Raw genomic sequence first — 24653 nt, forward strand, 5'->3', positions numbered from 1 at the left:
ATTATGAATAAATTTAACACTAGAACGAAAATTGCTAACCGTTATTGCGCTATTTCTTGAACTTTGAAATAGCTTTTATGGTAAAGTCGGAAAGCGCTAATTTGCCTGTTAAAGCTGCGCGTTCCAGAAGTAGTTTATCCCAATGGGATGTATCTCTCCATAGCACTTTTTTTAACTCCGTTAACGCCTCTGGGTTATATTCCGATAATTTCTGTGTAAAGAAATCTAACTCCTTATCCATTTCGTTGATATCGTCGAATACCTTTGAAAACAGCCCTTTTTCTTTGGCCCAGTAAGCATTTTTCCACTCCGTAGGGGCAAGGCTCAGCTCAGAAATTGCTGCAACACCTATTTTTCTTTCTACTGCCGGTGCAATGACTAATGGGGCTATACCGATGGAGAGTTCGGAAAGGCGTATGGCAGAAGCTTCCGTAGCAAAAACATAATCACAGGCAGCGGCTAGACCTACTCCGCCGCCAACGGTTTTGCCTTGAACCCGCCCCACGATGACCTTAGAACAATTACGCATCGCATTGATGACATTTGCGAAGCCGCTGAAAAAGGTTTTCCCGTCCTCCAAAGTAGCGACCGCCATAAGTTCGTCGAATGATGCCCCGGCGCAAAAGGCCCTATCCCCCTCCGATTTCAAAAGAATCACTGAAACGATACTATGCTGTGAAAGCTTATCTAGTTCCGCCTTTAGACGACCTAGTAGTTCAGAAGTAAACGAATTACTAGCCGGATGCCCAAACTCCACGATAGCGACCTTACCATCTATTTTGGTATAAAGACTTCCATTCTTCCTATCGGTTCCCATATGTTCAAATTAAGATGTTATTCCGTATGCTCGGCAACCTATTTGAAATAGGCCTTACGCTTTTCAAAATTAGGTGTTTTGCAATAAGGGCCGAAACTTTTTTCTGAACTTCCAAACCAGTGCACCCCCTCTTATCAGCATCCATATTGTAAAAGAAATCCATATTCCCGTTAAGTTCCATCCCAGATATTTTCCTATAAAAAGTGCAGGGACAAAGCCTAAGAACGTTGCGGACAGTAGTGTATTTCTCAAGTATTTCATTTCCCCCAACCCTTTGAATAATCCATCTAAAACAAAAGCCAAGGTATTCATGGGAAGCCCAAGGATAACGATAAAAAATATGGTGTAGAAGGTATCTAGGACAAGTGTTTCTTTGGAAAAGAGACTACCGATGGGATAATAAAATACAAATCCAAGCGCCATTAAAACTAGACTTACCCATAATCCGTACTGGGTTATTTTCTTTGCCAAGTACCACAATCCGTTATAGTCCTTGGCCCCCAAAAGTCTTCCTCCCATAATATTGCCCGCAGCACCATAACCATCAATAAAGAAAGCGGAAAATAGCCAAATGTTTATGGCTATGGTATGGGCGCCAATATAGGCATCACCCAGAGCAGTTGCTTCCCTCACGGCCAGGATGAGCGCAGTATTCAAGGCAATGGCCCTAACGAAGAGATTTAAGCTCATGACCACCAAGCGCCCCAGTTCTGGATGGATGGGAAATTTAAGTTTAAGACTGATATCGGTTTTAGTAAGCAACAGCACAAAAGCCATGATGGCCATAACCGCTTGGGCAATTAAACTAGCGTAGGCCGTACCGTCTAAATATAGCGGTTCTACTATACCGTCTATTCCGTAGACTAGAATTACATCTAAGATTACATTTAAAACGGCCCCCGTAATAGCAATGACCATGGGCCAAAACGTATTTTGAAGCCCTCTGAAAATACCCATGACGGCAAATACAAAAAGTGTCAACGGAAAACCCCAAACCCTAATGGAATAATAGCTGATACAGTATTGTAAAATTTTCCCGGAGGCATTTAGAAGCTGAAAAATTTCTTCAACAATAAAGATGGTAGAAAGTAGGATCAGAATGCTAAGCCCTATATTTAGAAAAATTGCCTGGGCGGGCAGTGTTTTTACTTCCGCTAATTTTCCGGCTCCCAGATACTGGGAAATAATAGCGGAGATGGCACTACTGGTCTGTCCTAGAATCCATATCAACATGGAAAGAAATGAACCAACTATTCCGGCTGCGGCCAAAGATTCAATACCGTCAACGGGAATGTTACCCACAATGGCAGTATCCGTTATTGATAGCAAAGGTTCCGCAATCCCTGCTATGGTTGCGGGAATAGCGAGTTTGTTTATCGTTTTAAAATTGATGGCGGTCTTCAAAAAATAAAATTAAAGAACTAGTTCGTAACAGTAAAAGGGATACTTGCTCTGATTTGGATAATAAATAGCCTCCAATTTTTGATAGCCCCTTGTTTCATAAAATTTTTGATTTCGTTTATTCTGGCTAAAGGTATCTAAACGAACGGATACATAATTGTTGGTACGGGCATATTCTTCGGCAAAATTTATTAATCTTTGCGCAAAGCCTTTTCCTTGCTGATACGGGTGCACCGCAAGTCTATGAATATAGATGTTGTTATTTTTGGTGAGCCATTTTACATTTTCGTACGCATTGTCCATCACCGAAGAAATGACGATGCAACCAATAAGGTTACCATCTTCCTTTACAACATAAAGTTCATTGCGTTCGCAATCGATAAGGAATTGGGAGCTATTAGGATAGTTGGTCGTCCATTGAAATATGGCTTTGGACTCCATATGCAATCTACAGGCGGTTGTTAATTCAAGAATATCCGGAATTTCGGATATCTTTGCATGTTGAATCATAAAACGGATTTGTTTTAATTGTAAATTTAGGGGAATAATCAACAATTGTATTATGACTAATATTCTAGTTCCTATAGGTAATTCTACCGATGCGCACCACACTTTACAGTACGCTGTAGATTTTGCTTCAGATTTTGGAGCGAAGGTCTTTGTGATGGAGGTTTTCAACGCCAAATCAAAAACGGGCACGCTTGCTAACGTTTCGGAGAAAATTGCGGAAAGTAGTAAAGAGCGTTTAAAAGAGGTAATCGCTCAAATTAATGCGAAGCAAATTGATGTTAAAATTGCTTCCTATAATGGGGAGCTCGTAGACGGCTTAAATGAAATAGACAAGGAGCTAGGTATAGATTTAATAATTTTGGCTCCTAGAAGTCATGACATACAGGAAGAATTGTTTTTAGGATATACTTCAGGTAGAATAATAAAACAAACGGATATACCTACATTGGTAGTGCCGAGGGGAACAACGTACGTTCCTTTTAAAAATGTATTGGTGGCCTTTAAATCGGGTATTTTGAAAAGGAAGAGAACCATAGACCCATTGGTTACCATAACCAATAAGCACAGGGCCAAGGTAAATCTATTGCTGGTAAAGACCCCAGGCTATTCCGATGAAGATTTAATGGTAAATACGGCCCTCATGGATATTAGCTCCCAGCTCACGATTACGGAGAACGCCACTACATATCAAGGTGTCTTAGAACATTTTCAGTCGAAACATCCCGACTTACTGTGCGTATTTAGACGTAAGCGAGGCTTTTTCAAGAAGCTATGGGAAAAGAGCACAATTTTAAAAGCGGAATTTTCGGCTCCAGTGCCGGTACTTATCTTGAGTTCTAAGAAAGACTAATCAGGATTTTGATAGCATGTTAAAAAGTATTTCCTTTGCCGCGTTGAAAAAGGGGGATTAGCTCAGTTGGCTAGAGCGCTTGCCTGGCAGGCAAGAGGTCACCGGTTCGACTCCGGTATTCTCCACCAGTAAATACAGGCCTTCACAAATGTGGGGGCTTTTTTGGTTTTAAAAATTCCACACTTTTTGCACACTTTCTTGTTTTTTTTCAAACTTTAACATTTGCAAAGTCATTTAGTATCATTCTTAATCATTTTCTATTGGAAACTGGTATCCAATCTCAAGACAACCATACAATATTTTATACAAACTCCAGAAGCCTTACTCGTTGATCAAGAATGAAAACGCTCCCAAGCTTGGCTCCAAACCATATGCTATTTTCTTGTCCAAAAGCTTATGGCCCAGTCCCACGATAATCTACATTTGAAAGTTAAATCATTGTTAATCAGCGCTTAAAATTTGTGATTGAATGAAATTCCATTATATTATAGGCTATGATAAAATTAGACAAGACAGCTAACGCAGATTTTTTAGAGAAATCCATCAACCATTTAGAAGCCACTGGTTTTGAAAATATCAAGGCAGATTTAGACGGCTATGAAACCCCAAAATCATACACCAGAAAAGGAGCGGACAATAAAATTACCCCAGATATCGTAGCCTTAAAGAATGGTAGAAAATACTTTTTTGATATTAGCCTTAAATCTCAAAAACCAAGGTTGTTAAAAACGAAGTGGCTGTTTTTAGATACTTTAAGTAGAATGAAATCTAACAGGTTTAGAATAATTACCACTAGGGGGCACTATAAGTTTACCGATAACATGTTAGAGGATATTAACTTAAGTAATAAACAACTCATTAAGATATAAATCATAGCGCTTTAAAAGCGCTATGATTTTTAGACTTTATTATAAAATGGTGCTCTAAGCGCCATTTTTAGTTTCTAAGCATAACTATGTGTGGTATGCCATCTTCCAAATATCCCTCTCCATATGCTTTAAAGCCTAGCGAATTATAGAATTTCTTTAAATATGTCTGTGCGGATAGTTTAATGGTATTTTCCTTAAAGACCTCTTCCACGGCCTTAATGGACGCCTCCATGATTACTTTGCCGTAACCATGGGAACGTTCCTGGTCGCTTACCACTACCCTGCCTATACTTGCCTGTTCAAAGTAATCTCCTGCGGTAAACGCTCTCGTATACGCTACAATTCTGTTATCCTTTTTACCTATAATATGAATCGCCTTTTGGTCCTTACCGTCTAAATCTTGGTAAATACAAGCTTGCTCTACTACAAATACCCGACTTCTTAATTGAAGTAACTGATATAACTCGTCTGTATCTATTTCACTAAAACGCTTTACGGTAATATCTAACATTAGTCCTGTACTATTATTTGTTTACTGTCGCATTTCCCAAACTCTGGTTGAATATTCACATGGTTGATTCCATACGTATGAAACATTTGTTCCTCTATTAGCTCCAAAATTACATCAAACTCCGACAGTTTAATATCCGCTACAAAATCTATATGCGCTTCTAAATGCACCTCGTCCTCATTAAGTTGCCAAATATGAACATGATGAACGTTTTTAACGGATTCTATTTCTTTAATGGTAGTAATGATTTCATCTACTTGTAAACTATTTGGGGTAAAAAGCATGAGAACCCTAGTAGACTGCTTTAATAAATCGTAGCCCATATAAATTAAATAAAAGGCAATAACCAAAGTTAGCAATGGGTCCACCCAATAGAACTGATTAAATTTCATTAACAAACCTCCTATGAGTACCGCAACGGAGGCCATCATATCGGTGAGTAAATGTAGGTAGGCAGATTTCATATTCATATTAGTATCCGCATCTCTCTTTAGTAATAAAACACTAATTCCGTTAGCGGCTATTCCCAGTGTTGAAAGCCAAATGACCAAATCCGATGTTACTTCTTGCGGGGCAATAAAACGCTCCACCGCTTCTTTAATTAGCACAAGCGCCACTACGATAAGTGTGGCAGAGTTTACAAAAGCGGCTATTATTTCTGCCCTCTTATAACCAAAAGTCTTATTGGTAGAGGCCTTTCTTCTAGAAAGTACGGTAGCTATATAGCTTACGACCAAAGAAAGAACATCACTAAAATTATGTAAGGCATCGGAAAGCAAAGAAAGACTCCCGGAAATTAGGCCCCCTATAACCTGAGATACGGTAATTACCGTATTCAAAACTATGGAAATAATGAGGTTCTTAGATTTTACCTTAGGATGGGAATGATTATGAGCATGTTTGTGCACCGGATTTAATTTTATCAAAAATAGGAGATTTCTCTGACCGGTCTACATACGTATTCTTTCAAATTAGACACAAGGTATTTTAAGTACCCTACGCTCATGCCTACCGCCCTCAAAATCAGTTTCTAAAAACGTTTTTACCATCTCCAAGGCTTGTGGTAACGAAATATACCTTGCTGGTAAGCTTAAGATATTGGCATCATTGTGTTCTCTCGCCAATTCCACTATTTCTTTTGTCCAACAAAGTGCGCACCTAACTTTTTGATGTTTGTTCGCGGTCATGGAAGCTCCGTTACCGCTACCACAAATAATAATTCCAAAATCCGATTTTTCCGATTCTATATCTTGGGCCACGGGATGAACAAAATCCGGATAATCAACGCTATCCGTTCCATCAGTTCCATAATTAAACACTTCTATATTCTTGGATTTTAAGAGTCCAATAATTGCGAGCTTATACTCTGTGCCGGCATGATCGTTACCAATAGATATTTTCATAGTAGGCGTATTACTTGATTTTAAAATTAGGTCGGGGAAACCGCTTTACTTACTACAAATGTACAACATACATGGAGTTCACCACAAAAAACATAGCTTACACAACATATTTTGGTTATTCATTTTTATTGGTTGTTCATTAGTGAGTTAAATAGTGGAACAACCGCTTTAAAAAATGTTTACAAAAAATAAGTAAAAAATTTGGTTGTGAAACTCCTTTTTCAATTAGCATCTATTTCATTAATAGCCTAAAAATAATGTTAGAAACAGTCATTAGGTTGTGAAGAAATTTATACTCCTAGTTAACACTAATTTTTTATAAACTTATGAATAATTAGTTGTTCAAATTGGTTATCAACTTATAATGATAACTCATTCAAATTTCTGATAATCAATATACATTTGTGTTTTTAATATGTGAACAACTTATGGTATCTCAAAAAGTCAAGGAATACCTAAATAAGTTATCACGTCTATTAACAAACCATTATAATCACCATTTATTTTTAAAAATTTATAAAAGAAATAGTTATTATATAATATATGTTGATAACCTTAGAAAATATGCAAGAGGTTTAAGAATAGAAGAGGTAGTGGATTATAATTCGTAATTTTCAAAAAATTAAAATTTTAATGTCGAAGAGAAATAAGAAGGCGAGAAACCATAGAAGAAATGAAATCACAAAAGGCATTTTCACGGTACTGGAAAAAGAACCAAAGAAAAGCTTTAATTATAAGCAGATTGCAGCAAAGATAGGAGTTACAGAGGCGAACGATAGAAATAATCTTATTAAAAGATTAGTTCAGTTAAAGGAAAAGAAGCGCATCTTAGAAGTAAGTAGAGGTAATTATCAAGTTCTTGAGGATACAAAAACCTATCATGAAGGAATAGTTGATATTACGGGAAAAGGGAATGCCTATATCGTAATCGAGGGTATGGAAGATGATGTCTTTGTGCCTCAAAATAAACTGAACAAGGCTTTTCATAAAGACCGTGTCGAGGTATATATTTATCCTAGAAGGGACAAGAAGAAACTAGAAGGGGACATTCACAAGGTATTAGAACGTAACAAAACTACATTTGTAGGGATTTTGGATATGCAGAAAACGTTTGCTTTTGTGCGTCCAACGGATTTTAGAATGTATACGGATATTTTTGTTTCCTTGGATAAGATAAAGGATGCTAACGATGGTGATAAAGTTGTGGTTGAAATTACCGACTGGCCAGAAGATGTAGATTCTCCTTATGGACAGGTTACCGAAGTTTTAGGAAAACCAGGAGAACATAATACGGAAATACATTCCATATTAGCGGAATATGGTTTGCCCTACGAATTTCCTACAGAGGTTCAACATTTTGCGGATAGCCTGGATACGGCTATCAAACCATCGGAAATAAAGAAAAGAAGGGATATGCGAAATGCATTGACCTTTACTATTGATCCAAAGGATGCAAAGGATTTTGACGATGCGTTATCGTTTACTGTTTTAGAAAACGGTAATTATGAAATAGGTGTTCATATTGCGGACGTTTCCCATTACTTAAAGGAAGGCACCGTTTTGGATGATGAAGCCTATGAAAGGGCCACTTCGGTATATTTAGTAGATAGAGTGGTACCAATGTTACCGGAAGTATTATCCAATAATGCCTGTTCCTTAAGACCTAACGAGGAAAAATACACGTTCTCAGCAATTTTTGAATTGGATAAAAAAGCGAAGATTGTAGACCAGTGGTATGGAAGAACGGTAATTAATTCTAATGAGCGTTTCGCTTATGAAGAAGCACAGCATATCATAGAAACTGGTAATGGAAAGATTCCACAGGATATTTCTATACGCGATGGCGCCTATGAGGTAGACAAGGAAGTCGTAACGGCTACTTTAACTATGGATAGATTAGCCAAGATTATGCGTAGTAAACGTATGGACCAAGGTGCAATTTCCTTTGATAAGGTCGAAGTGCGTTTTAATCTGAATAAGGAAAACGAACCAGTGGGCGTATATTTTAAGGAATCTAAGGACGCTAATAAGCTTATAGAGGAGTTTATGTTGCTTGCCAATAGAAAAGTAGCGGAGTTCATTGGTAAACAGAAGCCAAAAAAGACTTTTGTTTATCGTGTACATGACGATCCAAATGAAGATAAACTCATGGCTCTAAATGGTTTAATTAAGAGATTTGGTCATAAACTAGATTTTACGGATAAAAAATCCATAAGTTCCTCCTTAAATCAATTATTAGAGGATGTAAAAGGGCAGAAAGAACAAAATTTGGTAGATACTTTAGCTATACGTACCATGAGTAAGGCCATATATACAGTAGATAATATAGGGCATTATGGTTTAGCCTTTGATTATTATTCGCATTTTACTTCGCCTATTAGAAGATACCCTGATGTTATGGTACACAGGCTGTTACAACATTATTTAGATAATGGAAAATCACCAAAGGTGGAAATTTATGAGCAAAAATGTCAGCATTCTTCCGACATGGAAGGACTGGCTGCCAGCGCAGAAAGAGACTCTATTAAGTACATGCAGATCAAGTTTATGCAAGACCATGATGACAAGGAGTTCGTTGGCGTTATTAGTGGGGTTACGGAATGGGGAATCTATGTTGAAATAATCGAGAATAAATGTGAGGGAATGGTTCGTATCAGGGACATAAAAGGAGATTATTATATCTTTGATGAAAAGGAGTATGCCGTTGTAGGAGAGCGAACTAAGAAGAGTTACCAGCTTGGTGATGAGGTTGTCGTAATGGTGAAGAATACCGATTTAGAAAAACGGCACTTGGATTTTTCGCTTATAGGTAAACATAATTAGGTTTCATAATGGTATGCTATTTGCTAATAGGGAGCTGTAAAATTATCCTTTTCTAGGATACAAATTAATTGATTATGAAGCATGTTGTTTTGTTATTGTGCTGCTTAAACTTCCTTTTAGGAAATGGACAGGATAATAAGATTACCAAAAGCTTAAGTAAATTTTCTGAGGTTAAAGGTTTTGACGGATTGTCCATCAATCTTATACGGTCTTCTGAAAACAAGGCGATTATTACTGGTGAAAGTACAGATAAGGTAGCTATTGTAATTAATGATGGAGTACTTAAAATCCGAATGCAAATAGGTAAAATATTCAGTGGATATAAAACCTTTGTAGATTTATATTATACCGATGATATTATGGTCATAGATGTTAACGAAGACGCTAGGATTAATTCAGAGGGCACCATTAAACAAGATGTTATAGAATTGAAAGCCCAAGAAGGTGGTGAATTAACGGTATCAGCGGAGGTAGAACAGATGCTTATTAAGTCTGTTTCGGGTGGCGTTATTGAGACTAACGGATTTTCCGAGTTACAAGATGTTCAAATAAATACAGGAGGCGTATACGAAGGGAAGAATTTTAAAACGAAGTTTTCAACCGTAAATGTCAATGCCGGGTCTAAGGCGGAAATATATGCCAGTGAATATGTGAAAGCAGCCGTAAAGGCGGGTGGTGAGGTTTTGGTTCACGGTAATCCTGCTAAATTGGAAGAAAAAACGGTATTCGGAGGAGTGATAAAAAGAATGTAGTAAAGAATGTTAGAAGATATACAGGCTGCGATTCCTTTAGGCTTTTTATTAAGTTTCATGATCGGGCCTGTGTTTTTTGTTCTTTTAGAAACTAGTGCAATCAAAGGTTTTAGAGCCGCATTGAGTTTCGATATTGGCGTTATCATAGCTGATATTATATTTATCCTAGCGGCATACTTTAGTAGTTACCAACTGCTAGAGAATTTAAGTAATCAACCTGGTCTATACGTTTTTGGAGGCGTTATTCTTTTAGTATACGGTATCACTATCTTTTTTAAGCAAGGAACTAAGAGACCAATTGATAAACCTTTAAAGGTGAAGAGCAATGATTACTTCAGTTTGTTCCTCAAAGGATTTTTCTTGAACTTTATAAACATAGGGGTTCTTGTATTTTGGTTGGGTATTATCATTATTGTTGGACCAAGTTTAGATAATGAGCCGGTGCGCATACGAGTGTTTTTCACGACAATGTTGCTTTCATATTTTATTACAGATATTTTTAAAATACTGTTAGCCAAGCAGTTAAAACGGAAACTTACGAATAATCGGATACATCTTATAAAGAAGGGAATAGGATTAATTTTGGTAGTATGTGGTATTGTTTTAATTGTTAAGGGATTTCTTCCTAGGGATCGCTTCACAATAGAAAGTGGTCTAGAGAAAATAGAAGGTATCAGGAAGGCGGATTAAAAAAAGCCGGTCTAAGACCGGCTTGTAATTGATAAATGTAGTATAGTTTACTTTTTGTATTTATCGTTGAGTGCTTTTACTATTTCTGAAGTAAGGTCATTGGCTTCGGTACCATAAAGGACACTACCACCATCACCACCGCCAAGTATATAGCTGTAACCATTGGCTTTACCGTAGGCTTCGATTTCTCTTTTTACATTTTTTACAACGCTGTCCATTTCAACTTGACCTTCTGCTTGAAGTTGTTGATCTTCTTGCTGTAGTTGTTGACCCATGAATTGACCCTTCTGTTGAAAAACGGCATATTCTTCTTGCGCCTTTTGTTGAGACATCTTTTGTGCTTTAGCTTGAAAGGCTTGTGCTTCTATCTGAAAAGCTTGAGAAATACTATCCCTTTTTTTAGTAAGAGCGTCAGCTTTTACTTTAAATTTTGCTTCCACATCAATTTTCTCTTGGTAATCGTTCATCAACTTTACGTTGTCGACATATCCAATTTTTTCTTGTTTGCATGAGGCTAGAACGGTAAGGCAAGAAATTGTAAACAATAGTTTTTTCATCAGTGCTAAAATTTTAGTTGGGCAAAAATAGCAAAGCTTTTCTTATGGTGGGTATAACTTTGTCTTAAAGTAAGAGCAATAGAATAGATGAAATAAGTATAATCTATGAAGTTAAAATATAGTATAAATATTAATGATATTAATGAACTTAAAAGAAGATAAGAGAGGGCTTATCTGAAATTGTTCAAGTATTCTTATATAGGTATTTAATAAAGGGCCGTAGATGGTCTTAAAATAAGTTTTAGTCTTTTTTAAGGATATAAATGAGAGAAGAGTATTGACCGTTGAATGTGGCTTTGATATTTGAATACAATCCTGTAAAAAAAGCATTCATATACTTCGCTTTACCATGTCTGTATTTTTCAGATAGTAAAGACACATAAAATGAATCGAAATACATGGGTAATGTTTTTTTCAAGGTATATCCTTTAGGTTCAAAAAGTAGAGAAATAGAGGTGCGAGAAAAATGCCAAAGGTGTCTGGGGGTATCATATGCCGCCCAATGTTTTTTATATTTTTTCGCGTCATGCGATTTGTAATTGGGAACGGCGATGATGAGATATCCTCCACTCTCCAGGAGATTAGTAATATCAAGTATTTGTTGTTCTAGTTTCGGTAGATGTTCTAGTACATGCCATAGCGTAATGACATGTTGCTTGTTTTGAATCTGGTTCAGGGAGGTTTCTAGAGGTATTTTTTTGGAATGTGCTTTAGTCCTTGCCTGTTCATTGGGTTCTACTCCATTCGTTAGCCAGTTTTGTTTGGACGCCTCTAGAAGAAAGTCACCGGTGCCTGCACCAATATCTAAAATGGTTTTTGTAGGGACATCTAGCTTATTTATTAACTGTACTTTTTTCCGAAGACTGTATTTTTTAATATAGTGGTATATCTTATCGATTAACGTATCGTTGTCGTCAGTATGAGATATGTAATTGGTGCTTTGGTAATATTTAGATAAATTGTTGGGTTGTGGATGTGTAATGAGCATCTCAAATTCTGAATCGTATTTAAGTTCGTATTCTTCTTGAGTTAGAAAGTAATCTTTAGTCTTTAGGTAGGTATACATATTGATGTCTAGAAGGACCGAAGATAGTAATATCGTATGTTTTATAAAGACAAAAGCCGTCTTCGAAGAAGACGGCTTTTTAATGTTCCACGTGGAACGATCGTTATTATCTGCCTAGGAAAACTAGAAGCACACTAATATCGCTTGGCGTAACGCCGCTAATTCTTGAAGCTTGAGATATGGTTACCGGCTGAATATGCGATAGTTTTTCTCTTGCCTCAAAGGATAAAGACTTTAGTTTGGAGTAATCGAAGTTAGCTGGAATTTTGACAGATTCCAAACGGTGAAGTTTGTCTGCATTTAGTTTCTCCTTAGCGATGTATCCAGCGTATTTGACTTGTACTTCCGTTTGCTCAAGGATTTCCCGGTCCAATTCATTTGTTTCAACAAAATTAGAGACGACATCGAGTTGCAGCATATGCTCCATAGTAACCTTAGGTCTTGAGAAGGCTTTGAACATTTTATCAGATTGTTTTACGGTGTTGGAGTCTACACTTTCTAGGATAGGATTTATATCCTTTGGTAGTACGCTGGTGTCTTTGAAGAATTTTACAAACTGATTGGACTTATTCAATTTTTCTTCCATTCGGATAAGTCGTTCTTTGGATGCTAATCCTAAATCATACCCTTTGGGAGTAAGTCGTAAATCAGCATTGTCTTGTCTTAATAGGGTTCTGTATTCTGCCCTAGAGGTAAACATGCGGTAAGGTTCTTCTGTTCCTTTTGTGATAAGGTCGTCTATAAGTACACCGATATAAGCCTCGTCTCTTTGGAGAATAAAAGGTTCCTTTTCATTAATTTTAAGATGTGCATTGATACCTGCCATTAGTCCTTGAGATGCAGCCTCTTCATACCCGGTAGTCCCGTTTATCTGTCCGGCGAAGTATAAATTGTCAATCAACTTAGTTTCTAAGGTATGCTTTAATTGTGTTGGGGGAAAGTAGTCATATTCTATGGCGTAACCTGGTCTAAAGAATTTCACCTTTTCGAAACCTACCACAGAACGTAAAGCCTTGAACTGAACATCCTCTGGCAGGGATGTTGAAAAACCGTTGACATAGACCTCTACTGTGTTCCATCCTTCTGGCTCAATAAACATTTGATGACTGTCCTTATCTGCAAACCTATTTATTTTATCTTCAATGGATGGGCAGTATCTTGGGCCAATGCTTTGAATTCTACCATTGAACATTGGGGAACGGTCAAAGCCTTCGCGGAGGAGGTCATGAACTAGTTTGCTGGTATGGGTCATATGACAGTCCCGTTGAACTTTTAAAGTTTCAGTAGAAGTGTAGGAGAACTTTTCTGGAGTGTCATCACCTGGTTGTAGTATCATTTTAGAATAATCTAAGGAGCGTCCGTCTACACGAGGAGGAGTGCCTGTTTTCATGCGTCCACTATCAAAACCAAGCGAAGTGAGTTGTTCGGTAATGCCTGTCGCGGCCTTTTCACCTGATCGTCCTCCGCCAAACTGTTTTTCGCCAATATGTATCAATCCGTTTAAGAAAGTGCCATTAGTAAGAACCACGGCTTTTCCTTTAATAGGAATTCCTAGAGACGTCTGTACCCCGATAATCTTACCTTTTTCAACTAAAAGACCAGAAACCATTTCCTGATAGAAATCTACGTTGGGGGTATTCTCAAGCGCTAGACGCCACTCCTCCGCGAAGCGCATGCGGTCGTTTTGTGCTCTTGGGCTCCACATCGCAGGGCCTTTTGACTTGTTCAACATTTTAAATTGAATCGCGGATTTATCTGTGACAATACCACTGTACCCGCCAATCGCATCTATCTCTCGTACTATCTGGCCTTTTGCAATGCCGCCCATGGCGGGATTGCAAGACATCTGACCAATAGTTTGTAGGTTCATGGTTACCAATAGGGTTTTTGAACTCATATTCGCAGCTGCGGCGGCTGCCTCTGCGCCAGCATGCCCACCTCCTACTACAATAACGTCGTAATTTTCTCCAAACATAATTTACCGCTGTTCCACGTGGAACAGATTTATTTTTTCTTCTTCCTTTTTTCGCATTATTGCGATATCACTCGCTCCTTTGTCCTTAAAACCCAAGAGATGTAGTATACCGTGTGCCATAACACGAAGTAACTCGTTTTCAAGTGAAACGGCATAGGTTAAACTATTCTCCGCAACACGTTCAATAGAAATGTAGATGTCCCCGGAAACAAATTCATTTTCTGTATAATCGAACGTGATGATGTCCGTATACGAATCATGCTTCAGGTATTTCTGATTAATACCCAGAAGGTAGTCGTCGTCACAAAAAATATAGTTCAGTTCCTTTATTACAGCATCCTCAGAATCACAGATGCGATTTATCCAGGCAATATATTTATCCGGGTCTTTTAATGTGAAGTCTAGCTCGTAGTTAAAATTAATCATCGCCTTTAAAGTACGCTTTTACCTTGTTCTGAAAATTTTGGCGCAAAGGTAAGGCTTGATTATTTAAAATTTCTACTTCGTTACGATAATTATCTAATAATGAGGGCTTAGTAGTTATAGGGTTAGCGAAGTCTTTTAAATTAGTATTGCTTTCGCGTTGGGATTTTTGTCCTTGTTTTAGCGCAGCGTTCTCTAATTTCAATAATTCATACTGAATGGTATTTGCTTTGTTGATAGTGCGCTGGGTTATTCCGTTTTCAAGGAGATCGTTCTCGAAATCTTCCATCTGACGCACTAACTTTTCGCCTAATTTGCGGTCTCCAGAATTGATCATGTTTTCCAACTGTTGTTCCAGTTCTTGGCGGATACGTTGTTGTTCTTGATAAATTTCATAGATTTCCTGCAACTCTCCTTCAGAAAGACCTTGGTTTCCAGAGCCAGTATTCCCTTGGCCGTTTCCTTGTTCGGGACTTCCCTCACCTTGTCCACCGGCACCATCACCATCCTTGCCGTCTTGGCCTTTGCCTTGCTGACCGTCTTTACCTTGCTGTCCTTCACCTTTTTCCCCGTTAGCTCCCTCTTGCCCTTGCTTACCTTGTTGTCCTTCACCTTTTTGGCCACTCTTGCCTTGTTGTCCCGATTTCCCCATTTTTTCTCCAAGCGACTCTTGACCCTTGATGATATCGGGCAACTGGAAACCTCCCTGACTATCTCCCTGTCCTTTTCCCATTTGCATACTCTGATTCATGTTATCCATGACCTTCGCTAGGAAGTCAGCAAGGCTGTTGGAAGCTGTAAGTACGTATTTCTGGTAAGATACCCCTTGGTATATTTGGCCGTCCGCCATACTTTCCAACGACTTGTCAATGTTGTAGTAGACTTCCGTAATCTGCTCATTAACAAACTCTGACAGCTCTGCTTGACGAAGTGATAGTGCAAATAAACTGTCATCCACATGCTCGAATAACCCCCTCAGTTCGTTTTGATTACGTACGGTTTTAGCGTATTGAGACGGATCTTCTTCTTGCTGCTGACTCAATTGGTCAAATAGCGCTTCTTGCTTAAAGGAGAATATAATTAAGTTATCCAGAATTTGACGCAGCATTTCCGCATCCTCCGCAACGGAAGAACCCCCTCCTCCGCCACTTGAGGAAGAGTCGCTAAGCTCTTCGCTCATTTCTTTCATTTTATCCGACGCTGCCTTTTGGTTTTTTTTAGCCTCGGCCGCTGATTTCTTCTTTTCCTCTGTATTAGCTGAAGGATTTTCATCGTTTTTTTGAATTTCTTCGAATGCTTTTTCTTGATTTTCCTGGACCCCCTGTTTTTTGTTTTGGTCTATCTGTAGATCAAGCGGTTTTTTTAGATTGGCGTTGTCTTTTTGTAATTCTTCGAGTTCCTGTGCGATTTTGTCAAATTCCTTGTTCAACTCCTCTTGTTCTCGTGGCGTAGAAGCTTCTGTGATGGCCTCTTCTGCTAATTCTTTTTGTTTTTCCGAAAGCTTTTGAAGATCCGTGGCCAATTGAGCAGCTTTTTCAGTTACATAATATCTTTTGGTAAGTTCCAGAAGTTGTTCTAGACTACGTTCGGAATTTTGTTGCTTTTTACCTAACTCTTCTAAACGTTTAACCAATTCTTCCTTGTTGATTTTTTCGGCGACTTTATTGAGTTCCTCAAGGAGCTTCTGATTCTTTTTAGCCTCTATTTCTTGGCGTTCTAGTCGCTCTTGGAGCAGTTGATTCAACTTGTCGTCCTTGTTTCCTTTATTCAAGTTCTCTTTTAATTCCTTGCTGAATTTCTGCATGAGCTCTTCTTGTCGCTCCTGCTTCTGCAAGAAATCCTTTACTTGATTTTGATCATTGAAGTTGAGACTGCTCTTCTCCTTTTGTTCCTTATTGAGTTCCAGAAGGGCGTCCTTTTGTTCTTTAGCTTTTTCCAAAGACTTGTCCAAGTTGTTTATCAGTGCTTGTTGAAATTCTAAGTCTTTGTTTTTCAACTGGTTATCATCTAATAGCGTCTTACTAAAGACTTGGCTTTTGGTGGACTTACCGTTATGAATGGCATCATTATCCGTTGTTAAAAAGTAATAGTCGTAATTTTTGCCTGCCTCGATTTGTAATCCGGAAGGATAGGTATAGTAGAACTGGTCAAACCCATTGTTGGGTCTGGAAATGGCGATGCTTTTTTGTTCTTTTTCCTTTCCGCGTTCGTAATAAACCAAGTCAACTCTCCTTAATCCGTAATCATCCGTGGCTTCCCCAGAATAATAGGCAATGTTCGGATTTAAGGAATCCAAAACCTGCGTCACTTTAATATTTGGATAGCCGTCCTTGATTATTTTAAAACTGTAATCTAATTTTTCATAATCTGTCCTATTCTCGTTCGATGTGGTTAGTTGATATGGAAAATCACCATATATTCTTTTAGAGAACGTAAAATCATCGATTTTTCTGTTGAAACACAAGACAGTGTCCGATGTCATTAAATTGATTTTTTGGGTATGCTGACCCACTATGTTCCAAGTAACCTTAGTGCCCTCTGGTAAAATGGCGTTCCCCGTGCTTTTTAAAGTCTCGCTATTTTTTTTAAGATAGGAGGGGTAGTCTAGCACCAACTCAAAATCCATTATTGCTGGGGCTTTCAATGCTTCTATAAAATATTCCTTAGAATTCACTTCATTTCCTTTAAAATGGAACGAGCCGGATACTATTGGAGGAGATAGGGTATATTGATGAATTCCTTTTTCTTCCTGCAGCAGTATTTCTTTTCCGTTGAGGACAAGATAAATGTTCTCCGGCTTAATGTCACCCCTGGTGGTTACTTGGAAAGTAAAGGGCTCATTTTCAATCACCCTTAAGTTTGCAGATAAGAGTTCAAAAGAAAAAGGAGCGGGTGGCTCGTACGCCAAGTCGTAATTAACTACACGTTCATAGGACCCAAAAAATGAGCTCCAATTCCCGGAAAGATAGACCGATCCTGCAATTAGTAAGGGAATTACCGCGTATTTTACATACTTCAGGGCATCTTTATGGTGAATAGCGCTGGAAAAGGGAATGCTGCTCAATTGCTGGGAACGTTGGTCTATACTGGCAAGCAATAACTCAGATTTTTCTTTGTTCTCCGCCAAATCCAACAAATTATATAGCTTGTCCCCTACCGTAGTAAAATGTTTACCAATCATTTCTGCAGCATCTTTTACGGAGATACCGCGTTTTATTTTGAACAGGTAAAAAAGAGGCTTAAGGATATAATTAAAAAGCAGAAAAGATTCTACGACTATAAAAAGAAGCAGTAATATAAAGCGCCCGGTGGAGCTAAGCCACAATAGGTATTCCACCCCCATTACCGCCATAAAGAATAGTAAGCCAAAAGCGCAGAAAAGCAGCACTCCTTTTATTAGTTTTTGGGTATAGTGCTTGCGAATAAATTCGTTCAGCTTAGTTAATATCTTGTTGTACGTCTGCAATTGTATGGATATTTAATACCAAGATAGGCGTTATCTAATTTTTTCAATTAGAAAAATTTGTTAAAAACGATAAGATGAATGGTTTAGCAACCCTCACCCCCGCTATGCGTTACTTTAAAAGAGTACAGCCTGGCGGTGTCGATTATATAATTTCTCTTGAGAAATGATTCTAGGGATACGCCGCTTTTTATACCTTTGCCAAATGACAAATAAAGTACGAGTGCGTTTTGCGCCAAGCCCTACAGGACCCTTGCATATTGGTGGTGTTCGCACTGCATTGTTCAATTATCTTTTTGCTAAAAAACATAAAGGCGATTTTATCCTTAGAATCGAGGATACGGATCAGAATAGATATGTAGAAGGCGCGGAAGAATATATTATAGATGCTTTGAACTGGTGCGGAATCCCTTTTGACGAGGGCGTTGGTAAAGAGGGTAATTTCGGACCCTACAGACAAAGCGAAAGAAAGCATTTATATAAGGCTTATGCAGAGGAACTCATTGCAAAAGGCAAAGCGTATTATGCCTTTGATACCGCCGAGAACCTTAATTTTCATCGTAAAGACCATGAATCAAAGGGCAAAACCTTTATTTATAATTGGCATAACAGATTAAAATTGGATAATTCTTTATCAATGATGCCCGAGGCTGTTGAAAAAAGACTCAACTCTGGAGACGAATATGTCATACGATTTTTAACCCCTCCCGACGAAAAACTTCACCTTAAGGACACCATACGTGGAGCTATGGAAATTGACACCAATGTCTTGGATGATAAAGTATTATTTAAAAGTGACGGCATGCCCACGTATCATTTGGCCAATATTGTTGATGACCATTTAATGGAAATCACCCATGTTATAAGGGGCGAAGAATGGTTACCGTCTTTGGCCCTACACCAACAGTTATATGATGCTTTTAAATGGCAGGCCCCAGAATTTGCTCATTTACCCTTAATAATGAAACCTGTAGGAAAGGGAAAACTAAGCAAACGAGATGGTGAGAAAGGGGGCTTTCCGGTATTTCCACTTTCTTGGAAGGATGCAGCGGGGTATAAAGAAGCGGGATATTTTCCTGAAGCCGTTATTAATTTTTTGGCCTTATTGGGATGGAATCCAGGAACGGAACAGGAACTGTTCAGCCTGGACGAGTTGGTCAAATCCTTCTCTTTAGACCGTGTAAACAAATCTGGAGCGCGGTTTGATCCAGATAAAACCAAATGGTATAATCAACAGTACATGCAGGTTATGGAAAATGCAGATCTTGCAATAGCATACAAAGTGGAACTTGATACAAAATTAGCATCGGAGCAAGAGGAATATGGCTTGGATTACATAGAAGAAGTAATTTCCTTGATTAAGGAACGTGCCGTTTTCGTTACGGATTTCTGGGATTTGAGCGACTATTTCTTCCTAGCACCAAATGACTACAACGAGAAAGCGGTGAAGAAGCAATGGAAGGAAGGAACAGGGGCTATAATGGAAGAGCTTGCATTGGTCTTGGAATCCATAGATGATTTCACCACTCAAAATACCGAGGCCATGATAAAGGCATGGATAACTAAAAAAGAACTTCCATTCGGGAAAGTAATGCCGCCGTTGCGCTTAGTACTGGTCGGAGATATGAAAGGGCCACATATTTTTGATATTACAGCAATGATTGGTAAGACTGAAACTATTTCTAGAATACGTAAAGCTATAAAATTGCTCGGTTAGGAAGCTGGTTTTCGGACTCAAGCCATTACTGTTTATTTTTATTCTCTGCTAGATTTGATAAAACAGTCATAGCCCTATCGGCATCCTTTTTTGCTACAAAAATGTGATCATGGTAGTAACCCGCGATAACATTACAACTTATCTCGTGTTTCGCCAATTCCGTAGAAAATAATGCCGTTAAACCAACAGCCTCCAAAGAAGAATGCACGGACAGCGTTATCCATGAGGCAATGTAGTCGTAGGATAAACCTAATTCTCGTGCTTTGCCTCTCTCTAGAATTAGCGTAAAACCTTCTTTTTCTTTAAATTTACCAATAGCCGCGCCATTATTGACAATTGAACTGTCTTTTGTCGTTACAAAAACAAACTCACCTGGGTTAAGGACAGGGCTAAGTTCTTTTTGTAATAATGAGATATTTTTTTTGCCAGCCACTTATAAAGTTTTTGTCTAGATTCTTCTGCTAATTACCTTAGGCAATATTTGGAAGTAGTATTGCTGAAGGAACAATGTAACAAATCCCGAGTAAATACGACACATATACGATAGCGATTTCGTAAATTACCAATATAAACTAAAATCAAGATATTATGGGAAACTTCTTTATTATACCAATTGTTATTTTTGTAGTCTTAGTGATTATTTCGGGTATTTTTATCGTAAAACAGCAAACAGCTGCTATTGTGGAAACCTTCGGTAAATTCAGTAGTATAAGACATTCCGGACTTCAATTTAAAATTCCCTTTGTACAGCGCATCGCGGGAAGGTTGAGTTTAAAAATTCAACAATTGGATGTTATCATCGAGACTAAAACGTTAGATGATGTTTTTGTACGACTGAAAGTTTCTGTGCAGTACAAGGTAATCAAGGACAAAGTTTACGATGCTTTCTACAAGTTAGACTATCCTCATGACCAAATTACTTCATATGTTTTTGACGTGGTACGGGCAGAGGTCCCAAAAATGAAACTAGATGATGTTTTCGTTAAGAAAGATGATATTGCTTTGGCCGTAAAGGCAGAATTGAACGACGCCATGTCAGATTACGGGTTTGATATTATTAAAACCCTGGTAACGGATATTGACCCGGACGCTCAGGTAAAACAGGCCATGAACCGAATTAACGCATCCGAACGCGAGAAGATTGCCGCACAGTTCGAAGGGGATGCCGCAAGAATTCTAATCGTAGAAAAAGCAAAGGCCGAAGCAGAGAGTAAGCGCCTGCAGGGGCAGGGTATTGCAGACCAACGTAGAGAAATTGCCCGTGGCCTAGAGGAATCTGTAGAAGTGTTGAACAAAGTGGGCATCAATAGCCAAGAGGCTTCTGCGCTTATTGTAGTAACACAGCATTACGACACCCTACAAAGCATCGGCGAGGAAACGAACACTAATTTAATTCTACTGCCAAATTCTCCACAAGCTGGGAGCGACATGCTAAATAACATGGTGGCTTCCTTCACCGCCAGTAATATGATCGGTGAGTCTATGAAAAAGACCAATGTCCCAAAGAAGAACAAAGAATAGGTAAGCGCATATCAAAAAAGAAAAGCCCAATCCATACGGACTGGGCCTTTTTCTATTGTTAAAGACCGTATTGCGAACCTCAAAAATATCGGCCTATTTCAAAAACGAGTTCGTTAGTTGCGTTGTTTCCAATACCAAAGCCATAATCCAAGCGAAAGAAGGCATTGAAAATACGCTTGTGAATGAAACGCAGACCTAGGCCAGGATATAATCTTGTAGAAGTACCGTCAAAAAGCTGAGAGAAGTCTTCACCGGCATTTCGCCAGGAGCCCACATCAACAAAGGCGTTACTCTGTATGACGAACCAACCTTTTTCGTAAAGGGTGTGCCTATATTCCGTATTCAGAACTATTGCGGCCGTTCCACGGTCTACTGTATTCCCTACCGTATATTCAGCTGATTATCCAGAGTGAAAGGGGCAAACGGAGAATCCTCATTACCAATCGCTGCAGCTAAGCGTAATCTATTGGCCCAATTGCCGCATTTACCAATTTTTTATAGTAGGTCAGATCATTTCTTAGAGAAAGGAAGCTTTGTAAAAATTCTTCTTCCGGGGCATCACCCTGAAGCAATTGTATGTACTGTCCCATAAATTCACTTTACAATCCATCCAAATATTGTTATTCGATGTCCAGATCAACGTGGCGATAGGCGGCCCTATAAATAAGTTTATCTGCGTTTAGGTTTAAAGGCCTATTGGGAGGAGGAGGGTCGTTACCTTCAAAACTATAACTTTCCTTTACCAGAATGGCACCCATTTCGGCTTCATTGTTGAAATCGAACGAAAAGAGAAGATCGGACTCTAAGTTTCTAGAATTAAAGCGATAATTCTTATCTCCCTCTTCGAAAAAAACGGGTTCTTGGGTCGTTACGTCCTGATAGTTTAAGTCAATCACAAGTTTATCGCTAAAAAGAAAGGCATGTTCCCAAAAAGCTCCATTAGAGTTAAAGACGTTCTTTTCATAAAAAGCACCTAGTAACTGGTTGTTCCCAAAAAGATTGAACTCAAAGGCCGAAATACGATAAGCGGAGCTGCCATCGTTCGCCGTAGCTATACGCAAGCCCGAGATTAAGGTAAAATTTTCTTCTATAGTATAGGTAAGGTCAGTGCCACTAGGCGTTTCTGCAAAGGCATAATTTGCAATGGCAATACCCGGAAGCCGCTTCAGCCGCTCTACATCCCCTATAATTTTCAAGGTGTCCAAAACCGCCCCTTCTTTGGTCCTGATCAGCCGTTTAAGAAAAGTTTCCTTTGTTCGTTTTAAACCTTCGAAGGTTATTTTGTTAATACTGTTTTCTTGGGCATTGATGATTAATCCAATAAACAAAAGCACAAGGGTCAGGGTCTTTTTCATCGCTTAATTTTGATGATAAGACGAAGGCTTTGCAATTTCCCTAAGAAAAAGGAGACTTTTTTTCAATTATTTATGGCGAGCAGCGCTGTGAAGTGAGTTTGGTCGATTGATAAACACAATGTAGTTTTTCTCATCTGAAAAGAGATCAAGCTAAAACCGAAAGCAATAAAACAATCGGTCTTTTTTGAAGCGCTATCCTTTTTGCTGAATCTTGGCCCAAGAATCACGGAGACCTACTGTTCTGTTGAACACCAATTTTTCCGCAGTGCTGTCAGGGTCCAAACAAAAATACCCAATACGCTGAAATTGAAAACGGTCCTCTACCTTGGCGTCTTTTAAACTAGGCTCTAAGAAACCGGTTATTACTTTCAAAGAATCTGGATTAACGAACTTCATAAAATCCTTGTCCTTGTGGGTATCGGGGCTTTCATTGGTAAATAAGCGGTCGTAAAGGCGAATTTCCGCCTCTATGGCGTGCCTTATGGATACCCAGTGCAACGTACCCTTAACGCGTCTTAAACTCTCTTCAGTGCCACTACCACTCTTGCTTTTAGGGTCATAGGTACATTGAACTTCGGTAATATTTCCATCGGTATCTTTGGTGCAACTTTCCGCCTTTATAATGTATCCGTTTTTTAAACGCACTTCTCCTCCTAACTTTAACCGAAAGAATTTCTTGTTGGCCTGTTCTCTAAAATCCGCCTTTTCAATGTAAAGTTCTCCAGAAAAAGGAACCTGTCTTGTTCCTAAGGTTTCATCCTCGGGACTGTTCTCTGCTTCCAGCCATTCTTCCCCACCTTGAGGATAGTTGGTAATAACCAATTTCAATGGGTCTAGAACACCCATTACCCTTGGCGTAATTTTATTTAGATGTTCCCGAATATGAAACTCCAGCAAAGAAACATCGATTAAATTGTCCCGCTTGGCAATACCTATAGTGTCGGCAAAATTTCTAATGGATTCAGGGGTATAGCCTCTTCTGCGTAAACCGGAGATTGTTGGCATTCTTGGGTCGTCCCAGCCATGTACCACATTTTGCTCTACCAATTGAGCAAGCTTACGCTTACTCACTACCGTATGACTTAGATTTCTACGGGCAAATTCGCGTTGTTTCGGGCGAACTTTATTTTCATCATAGACCTGATCTAAAAACCAATCGTACAACTCGCGATGCATGGCAAACTCAAGCGTACAAAAGGAATGTGATACCTGCTCTATATAATCGCTCTCCCCGTGGGTCCAGTCGTACATCGGATAAATACACCAATCGGTATTTGTCCTATGATGGCTTTTGTGCAGAATACGGTACATGATAGGGTCACGCATTAACATATTTGAGGAAGCCATATCAATTTTTGCCCGAAGCACGTGGGTACCTTCATCGAATTTTCCATCTTTCATCGCTTCGAAAAGCGCTAAATTTTCTTCAATGGGTCTATTTCTGTTCGGGCTATCTGTTCCCGGTTCCGTTGGCGTGCCTTTTTGCGCGGCCATCTCTTCTGAAGATTGGTCATCAACATAGGCCTTACCATCCTTAATGAGCTGTACGGCCCAATCATAGAGTTGTTGAAAGTAATCAGAAGCATACCGTTCGGTATCCCATTGATACCCCAGCCATGCTACGTCCCGTTTAATGGCGTCAACAAATTCTTGTTCCTCTTTTGCCGGGTTGGTATCGTCAAATCGAAGATTAACAGGGGCATCATAGCGAAGACCCAGACCAAAATTTAAACAAATTGAACTTGCATGGCCTATGTGCAAATAACCATTGGGCTCTGGTGGAAACCTAAAACGGAGCTCATTTTTTGAATGGGTTTTACCTAGATCCTCCTCAACGATTTGCTCTATAAAATTCAAAGACTTTGTTGTCTCGCTCATGTCATTATTTTTCAGGCTACAAAAGTAGCAAAAATGCCACAATAGCTAAGTTTAAAATGGATAGACCTTGCA

The 24653-nt window shown here is 38.8% G+C and carries 23 protein-coding genes and 1 tRNA gene; 8 read left to right on the forward strand and 16 right to left on the reverse strand.

The window, feature by feature from the left end; all coding sequences use genetic code 11:
* Positions 1–49 precede the first annotated feature (49 nt).
* The 3 genes from BFP77_RS09570 to BFP77_RS09580 form a co-directional block, all read right to left on the reverse strand.
* The gene (locus BFP77_RS09570) at positions 50–817 is read right to left on the reverse strand and encodes an enoyl-CoA hydratase/isomerase family protein (protein ID WP_099573812.1); all 768 of its coding nucleotides are present in this window, start codon (positions 815–817) and stop codon (positions 50–52) included.
* A 69-nt stretch (positions 818–886) separates the two neighbouring features.
* Entirely contained in the window at positions 887–2221 is a 1335-nt protein-coding gene (locus BFP77_RS09575; RefSeq protein WP_099573813.1) for an MATE family efflux transporter, read from the reverse strand.
* Between the two features lie 9 nt (positions 2222–2230).
* The gene (locus tag BFP77_RS09580) at positions 2231–2728 is read right to left on the reverse strand and encodes a GNAT family N-acetyltransferase (protein ID WP_099573814.1); all 498 of its coding nucleotides are present in this window, start codon (positions 2726–2728) and stop codon (positions 2231–2233) included.
* Between the two features lie 52 nt (positions 2729–2780).
* On the opposite strand from BFP77_RS09580, the gene BFP77_RS09585 reads away from it, so the two are divergent.
* The 3 genes from BFP77_RS09585 (at position 2781) to BFP77_RS09595 (ending at position 4447) form a co-directional block, all read left to right on the forward strand.
* A complete protein-coding gene (locus tag BFP77_RS09585) occupies positions 2781–3578 on the forward strand; it encodes a universal stress protein (protein ID WP_099573815.1) in 798 nt (265 codons plus the stop codon).
* Positions 3579–3629: 51 nt separating this feature from the next.
* Positions 3630–3706, forward strand: a tRNA-Ala gene (locus tag BFP77_RS09590).
* Between the two features lie 366 nt (positions 3707–4072).
* The gene (locus BFP77_RS09595) at positions 4073–4447 is read left to right on the forward strand and encodes a hypothetical protein (RefSeq protein WP_099573816.1); all 375 of its coding nucleotides are present in this window, start codon (positions 4073–4075) and stop codon (positions 4445–4447) included.
* Between the two features lie 67 nt (positions 4448–4514).
* On the opposite strand, the gene BFP77_RS09600 is transcribed toward BFP77_RS09595, so the two are convergent.
* The 3 genes from BFP77_RS09600 to BFP77_RS09610 are packed head-to-tail and all read right to left on the reverse strand — an operon-like array spanning position 4515 to position 6361.
* Entirely contained in the window at positions 4515–4958 is a 444-nt protein-coding gene (locus BFP77_RS09600) for a GNAT family N-acetyltransferase (protein ID WP_099573817.1), read from the reverse strand.
* Positions 4958–5884, reverse strand: a complete 927-nt coding sequence (locus BFP77_RS09605; RefSeq protein ID WP_373604823.1) for a cation diffusion facilitator family transporter — start codon at positions 5882–5884, stop codon at positions 4958–4960. Before BFP77_RS09605 ends, BFP77_RS09600 begins: the two co-directional genes overlap by 1 nt.
* 45 nt (positions 5885–5929) lie before the next feature.
* Entirely contained in the window at positions 5930–6361 is a 432-nt protein-coding gene (locus BFP77_RS09610) for an RpiB/LacA/LacB family sugar-phosphate isomerase (protein WP_099573819.1), read from the reverse strand.
* A 633-nt stretch (positions 6362–6994) separates the two neighbouring features.
* Here BFP77_RS09610 and rnr point away from each other — a divergent pair.
* From rnr to BFP77_RS09630, 3 genes are all read left to right on the forward strand, one after another.
* Positions 6995–9184, forward strand: a complete 2190-nt coding sequence (rnr, locus tag BFP77_RS09620) for a ribonuclease R (RefSeq protein WP_099573821.1) — start codon at positions 6995–6997, stop codon at positions 9182–9184.
* 74 nt (positions 9185–9258) lie between these two features.
* Positions 9259–9936 carry a head GIN domain-containing protein gene (locus tag BFP77_RS09625; protein ID WP_099573822.1) on the forward strand — a complete coding sequence of 226 codons (678 nt, stop codon included), beginning with the start codon at positions 9259–9261 and terminating at the stop codon, positions 9934–9936.
* A 6-nt stretch (positions 9937–9942) separates the two neighbouring features.
* Positions 9943–10626 (forward strand): LysE family translocator, encoded by a 684-nt coding sequence (locus BFP77_RS09630; RefSeq protein WP_099573823.1) that lies wholly within the window; start codon positions 9943–9945, stop codon positions 10624–10626.
* Positions 10627–10673: 47 nt separating this feature from the next.
* Here BFP77_RS09630 and BFP77_RS09635 read toward each other — a convergent pair whose 3' ends face one another.
* The 5 genes from BFP77_RS09635 to BFP77_RS09655 form a co-directional block, all read right to left on the reverse strand.
* Complete coding sequence (locus BFP77_RS09635; protein WP_099573824.1) at positions 10674–11183, reverse strand: OmpH family outer membrane protein; 510 nt, start codon at positions 11181–11183, stop codon at positions 10674–10676.
* Between the two features lie 241 nt (positions 11184–11424).
* Positions 11425–12249, reverse strand: coding sequence for a class I SAM-dependent methyltransferase (locus tag BFP77_RS09640; protein WP_099573825.1), 825 nt, complete (start codon positions 12247–12249; stop codon positions 11425–11427).
* Between the two features lie 106 nt (positions 12250–12355).
* Entirely contained in the window at positions 12356–14224 is a 1869-nt protein-coding gene (gene mnmG, locus BFP77_RS09645) for a tRNA uridine-5-carboxymethylaminomethyl(34) synthesis enzyme MnmG (RefSeq protein WP_099573826.1), read from the reverse strand.
* Between the two features lie 3 nt (positions 14225–14227).
* The gene (ybeY, locus tag BFP77_RS09650; protein WP_099573827.1) at positions 14228–14650 is read right to left on the reverse strand and encodes an rRNA maturation RNase YbeY; all 423 of its coding nucleotides are present in this window, start codon (positions 14648–14650) and stop codon (positions 14228–14230) included.
* On the reverse strand, positions 14643–18113 hold the full coding sequence (locus tag BFP77_RS09655) for a hypothetical protein (protein WP_099573828.1): 3471 nt from the start codon (positions 18111–18113) through the stop codon (positions 14643–14645). Before BFP77_RS09655 ends, ybeY begins: the two co-directional genes overlap by 8 nt.
* Positions 18114–18315: 202 nt before the next feature.
* Between BFP77_RS09655 and gltX the strand changes: the two genes are divergently transcribed.
* Positions 18316–19827 carry a glutamate--tRNA ligase gene (gene gltX / locus BFP77_RS09660; protein WP_099573829.1) on the forward strand — a complete coding sequence of 504 codons (1512 nt, stop codon included), beginning with the start codon at positions 18316–18318 and terminating at the stop codon, positions 19825–19827.
* A 25-nt stretch (positions 19828–19852) separates the two neighbouring features.
* Here gltX and BFP77_RS09665 read toward each other — a convergent pair whose 3' ends face one another.
* Positions 19853–20260 (reverse strand): ACT domain-containing protein, encoded by a 408-nt coding sequence (locus BFP77_RS09665; protein ID WP_099573830.1) that lies wholly within the window; start codon positions 20258–20260, stop codon positions 19853–19855.
* A gap of 155 nt (positions 20261–20415) precedes the next feature.
* Between BFP77_RS09665 and BFP77_RS09670 the strand changes: the two genes are divergently transcribed.
* Positions 20416–21348 carry an SPFH domain-containing protein gene (locus tag BFP77_RS09670; RefSeq protein ID WP_099573831.1) on the forward strand — a complete coding sequence of 311 codons (933 nt, stop codon included), beginning with the start codon at positions 20416–20418 and terminating at the stop codon, positions 21346–21348.
* Between the two features lie 79 nt (positions 21349–21427).
* On the opposite strand, the gene BFP77_RS09675 is transcribed toward BFP77_RS09670, so the two are convergent.
* From BFP77_RS09675 to BFP77_RS09685, 4 genes are all read right to left on the reverse strand, one after another.
* Entirely contained in the window at positions 21428–21622 is a 195-nt protein-coding gene (locus BFP77_RS09675) for a hypothetical protein (RefSeq protein ID WP_099573832.1), read from the reverse strand.
* Between the two features lie 178 nt (positions 21623–21800).
* Positions 21801–21938, reverse strand: a complete 138-nt coding sequence (locus BFP77_RS16975; protein ID WP_180272334.1) for a hypothetical protein — start codon at positions 21936–21938, stop codon at positions 21801–21803.
* Positions 21939–21968: 30 nt separating this feature from the next.
* Positions 21969–22703 (reverse strand): POTRA domain-containing protein, encoded by a 735-nt coding sequence (locus BFP77_RS09680; RefSeq protein ID WP_099573833.1) that lies wholly within the window; start codon positions 22701–22703, stop codon positions 21969–21971.
* 192 nt (positions 22704–22895) lie between these two features.
* Positions 22896–24581 carry a glutamine--tRNA ligase/YqeY domain fusion protein gene (locus BFP77_RS09685; protein ID WP_099573834.1) on the reverse strand — a complete coding sequence of 562 codons (1686 nt, stop codon included), beginning with the start codon at positions 24579–24581 and terminating at the stop codon, positions 22896–22898.
* Between the last annotated feature and the right edge of the window lie 72 nt (positions 24582–24653).

It is taken from the genome of Maribacter sp. 4U21 (assembly GCF_002742365.1).
Taxonomy (GTDB): domain Bacteria; phylum Bacteroidota; class Bacteroidia; order Flavobacteriales; family Flavobacteriaceae; genus Maribacter.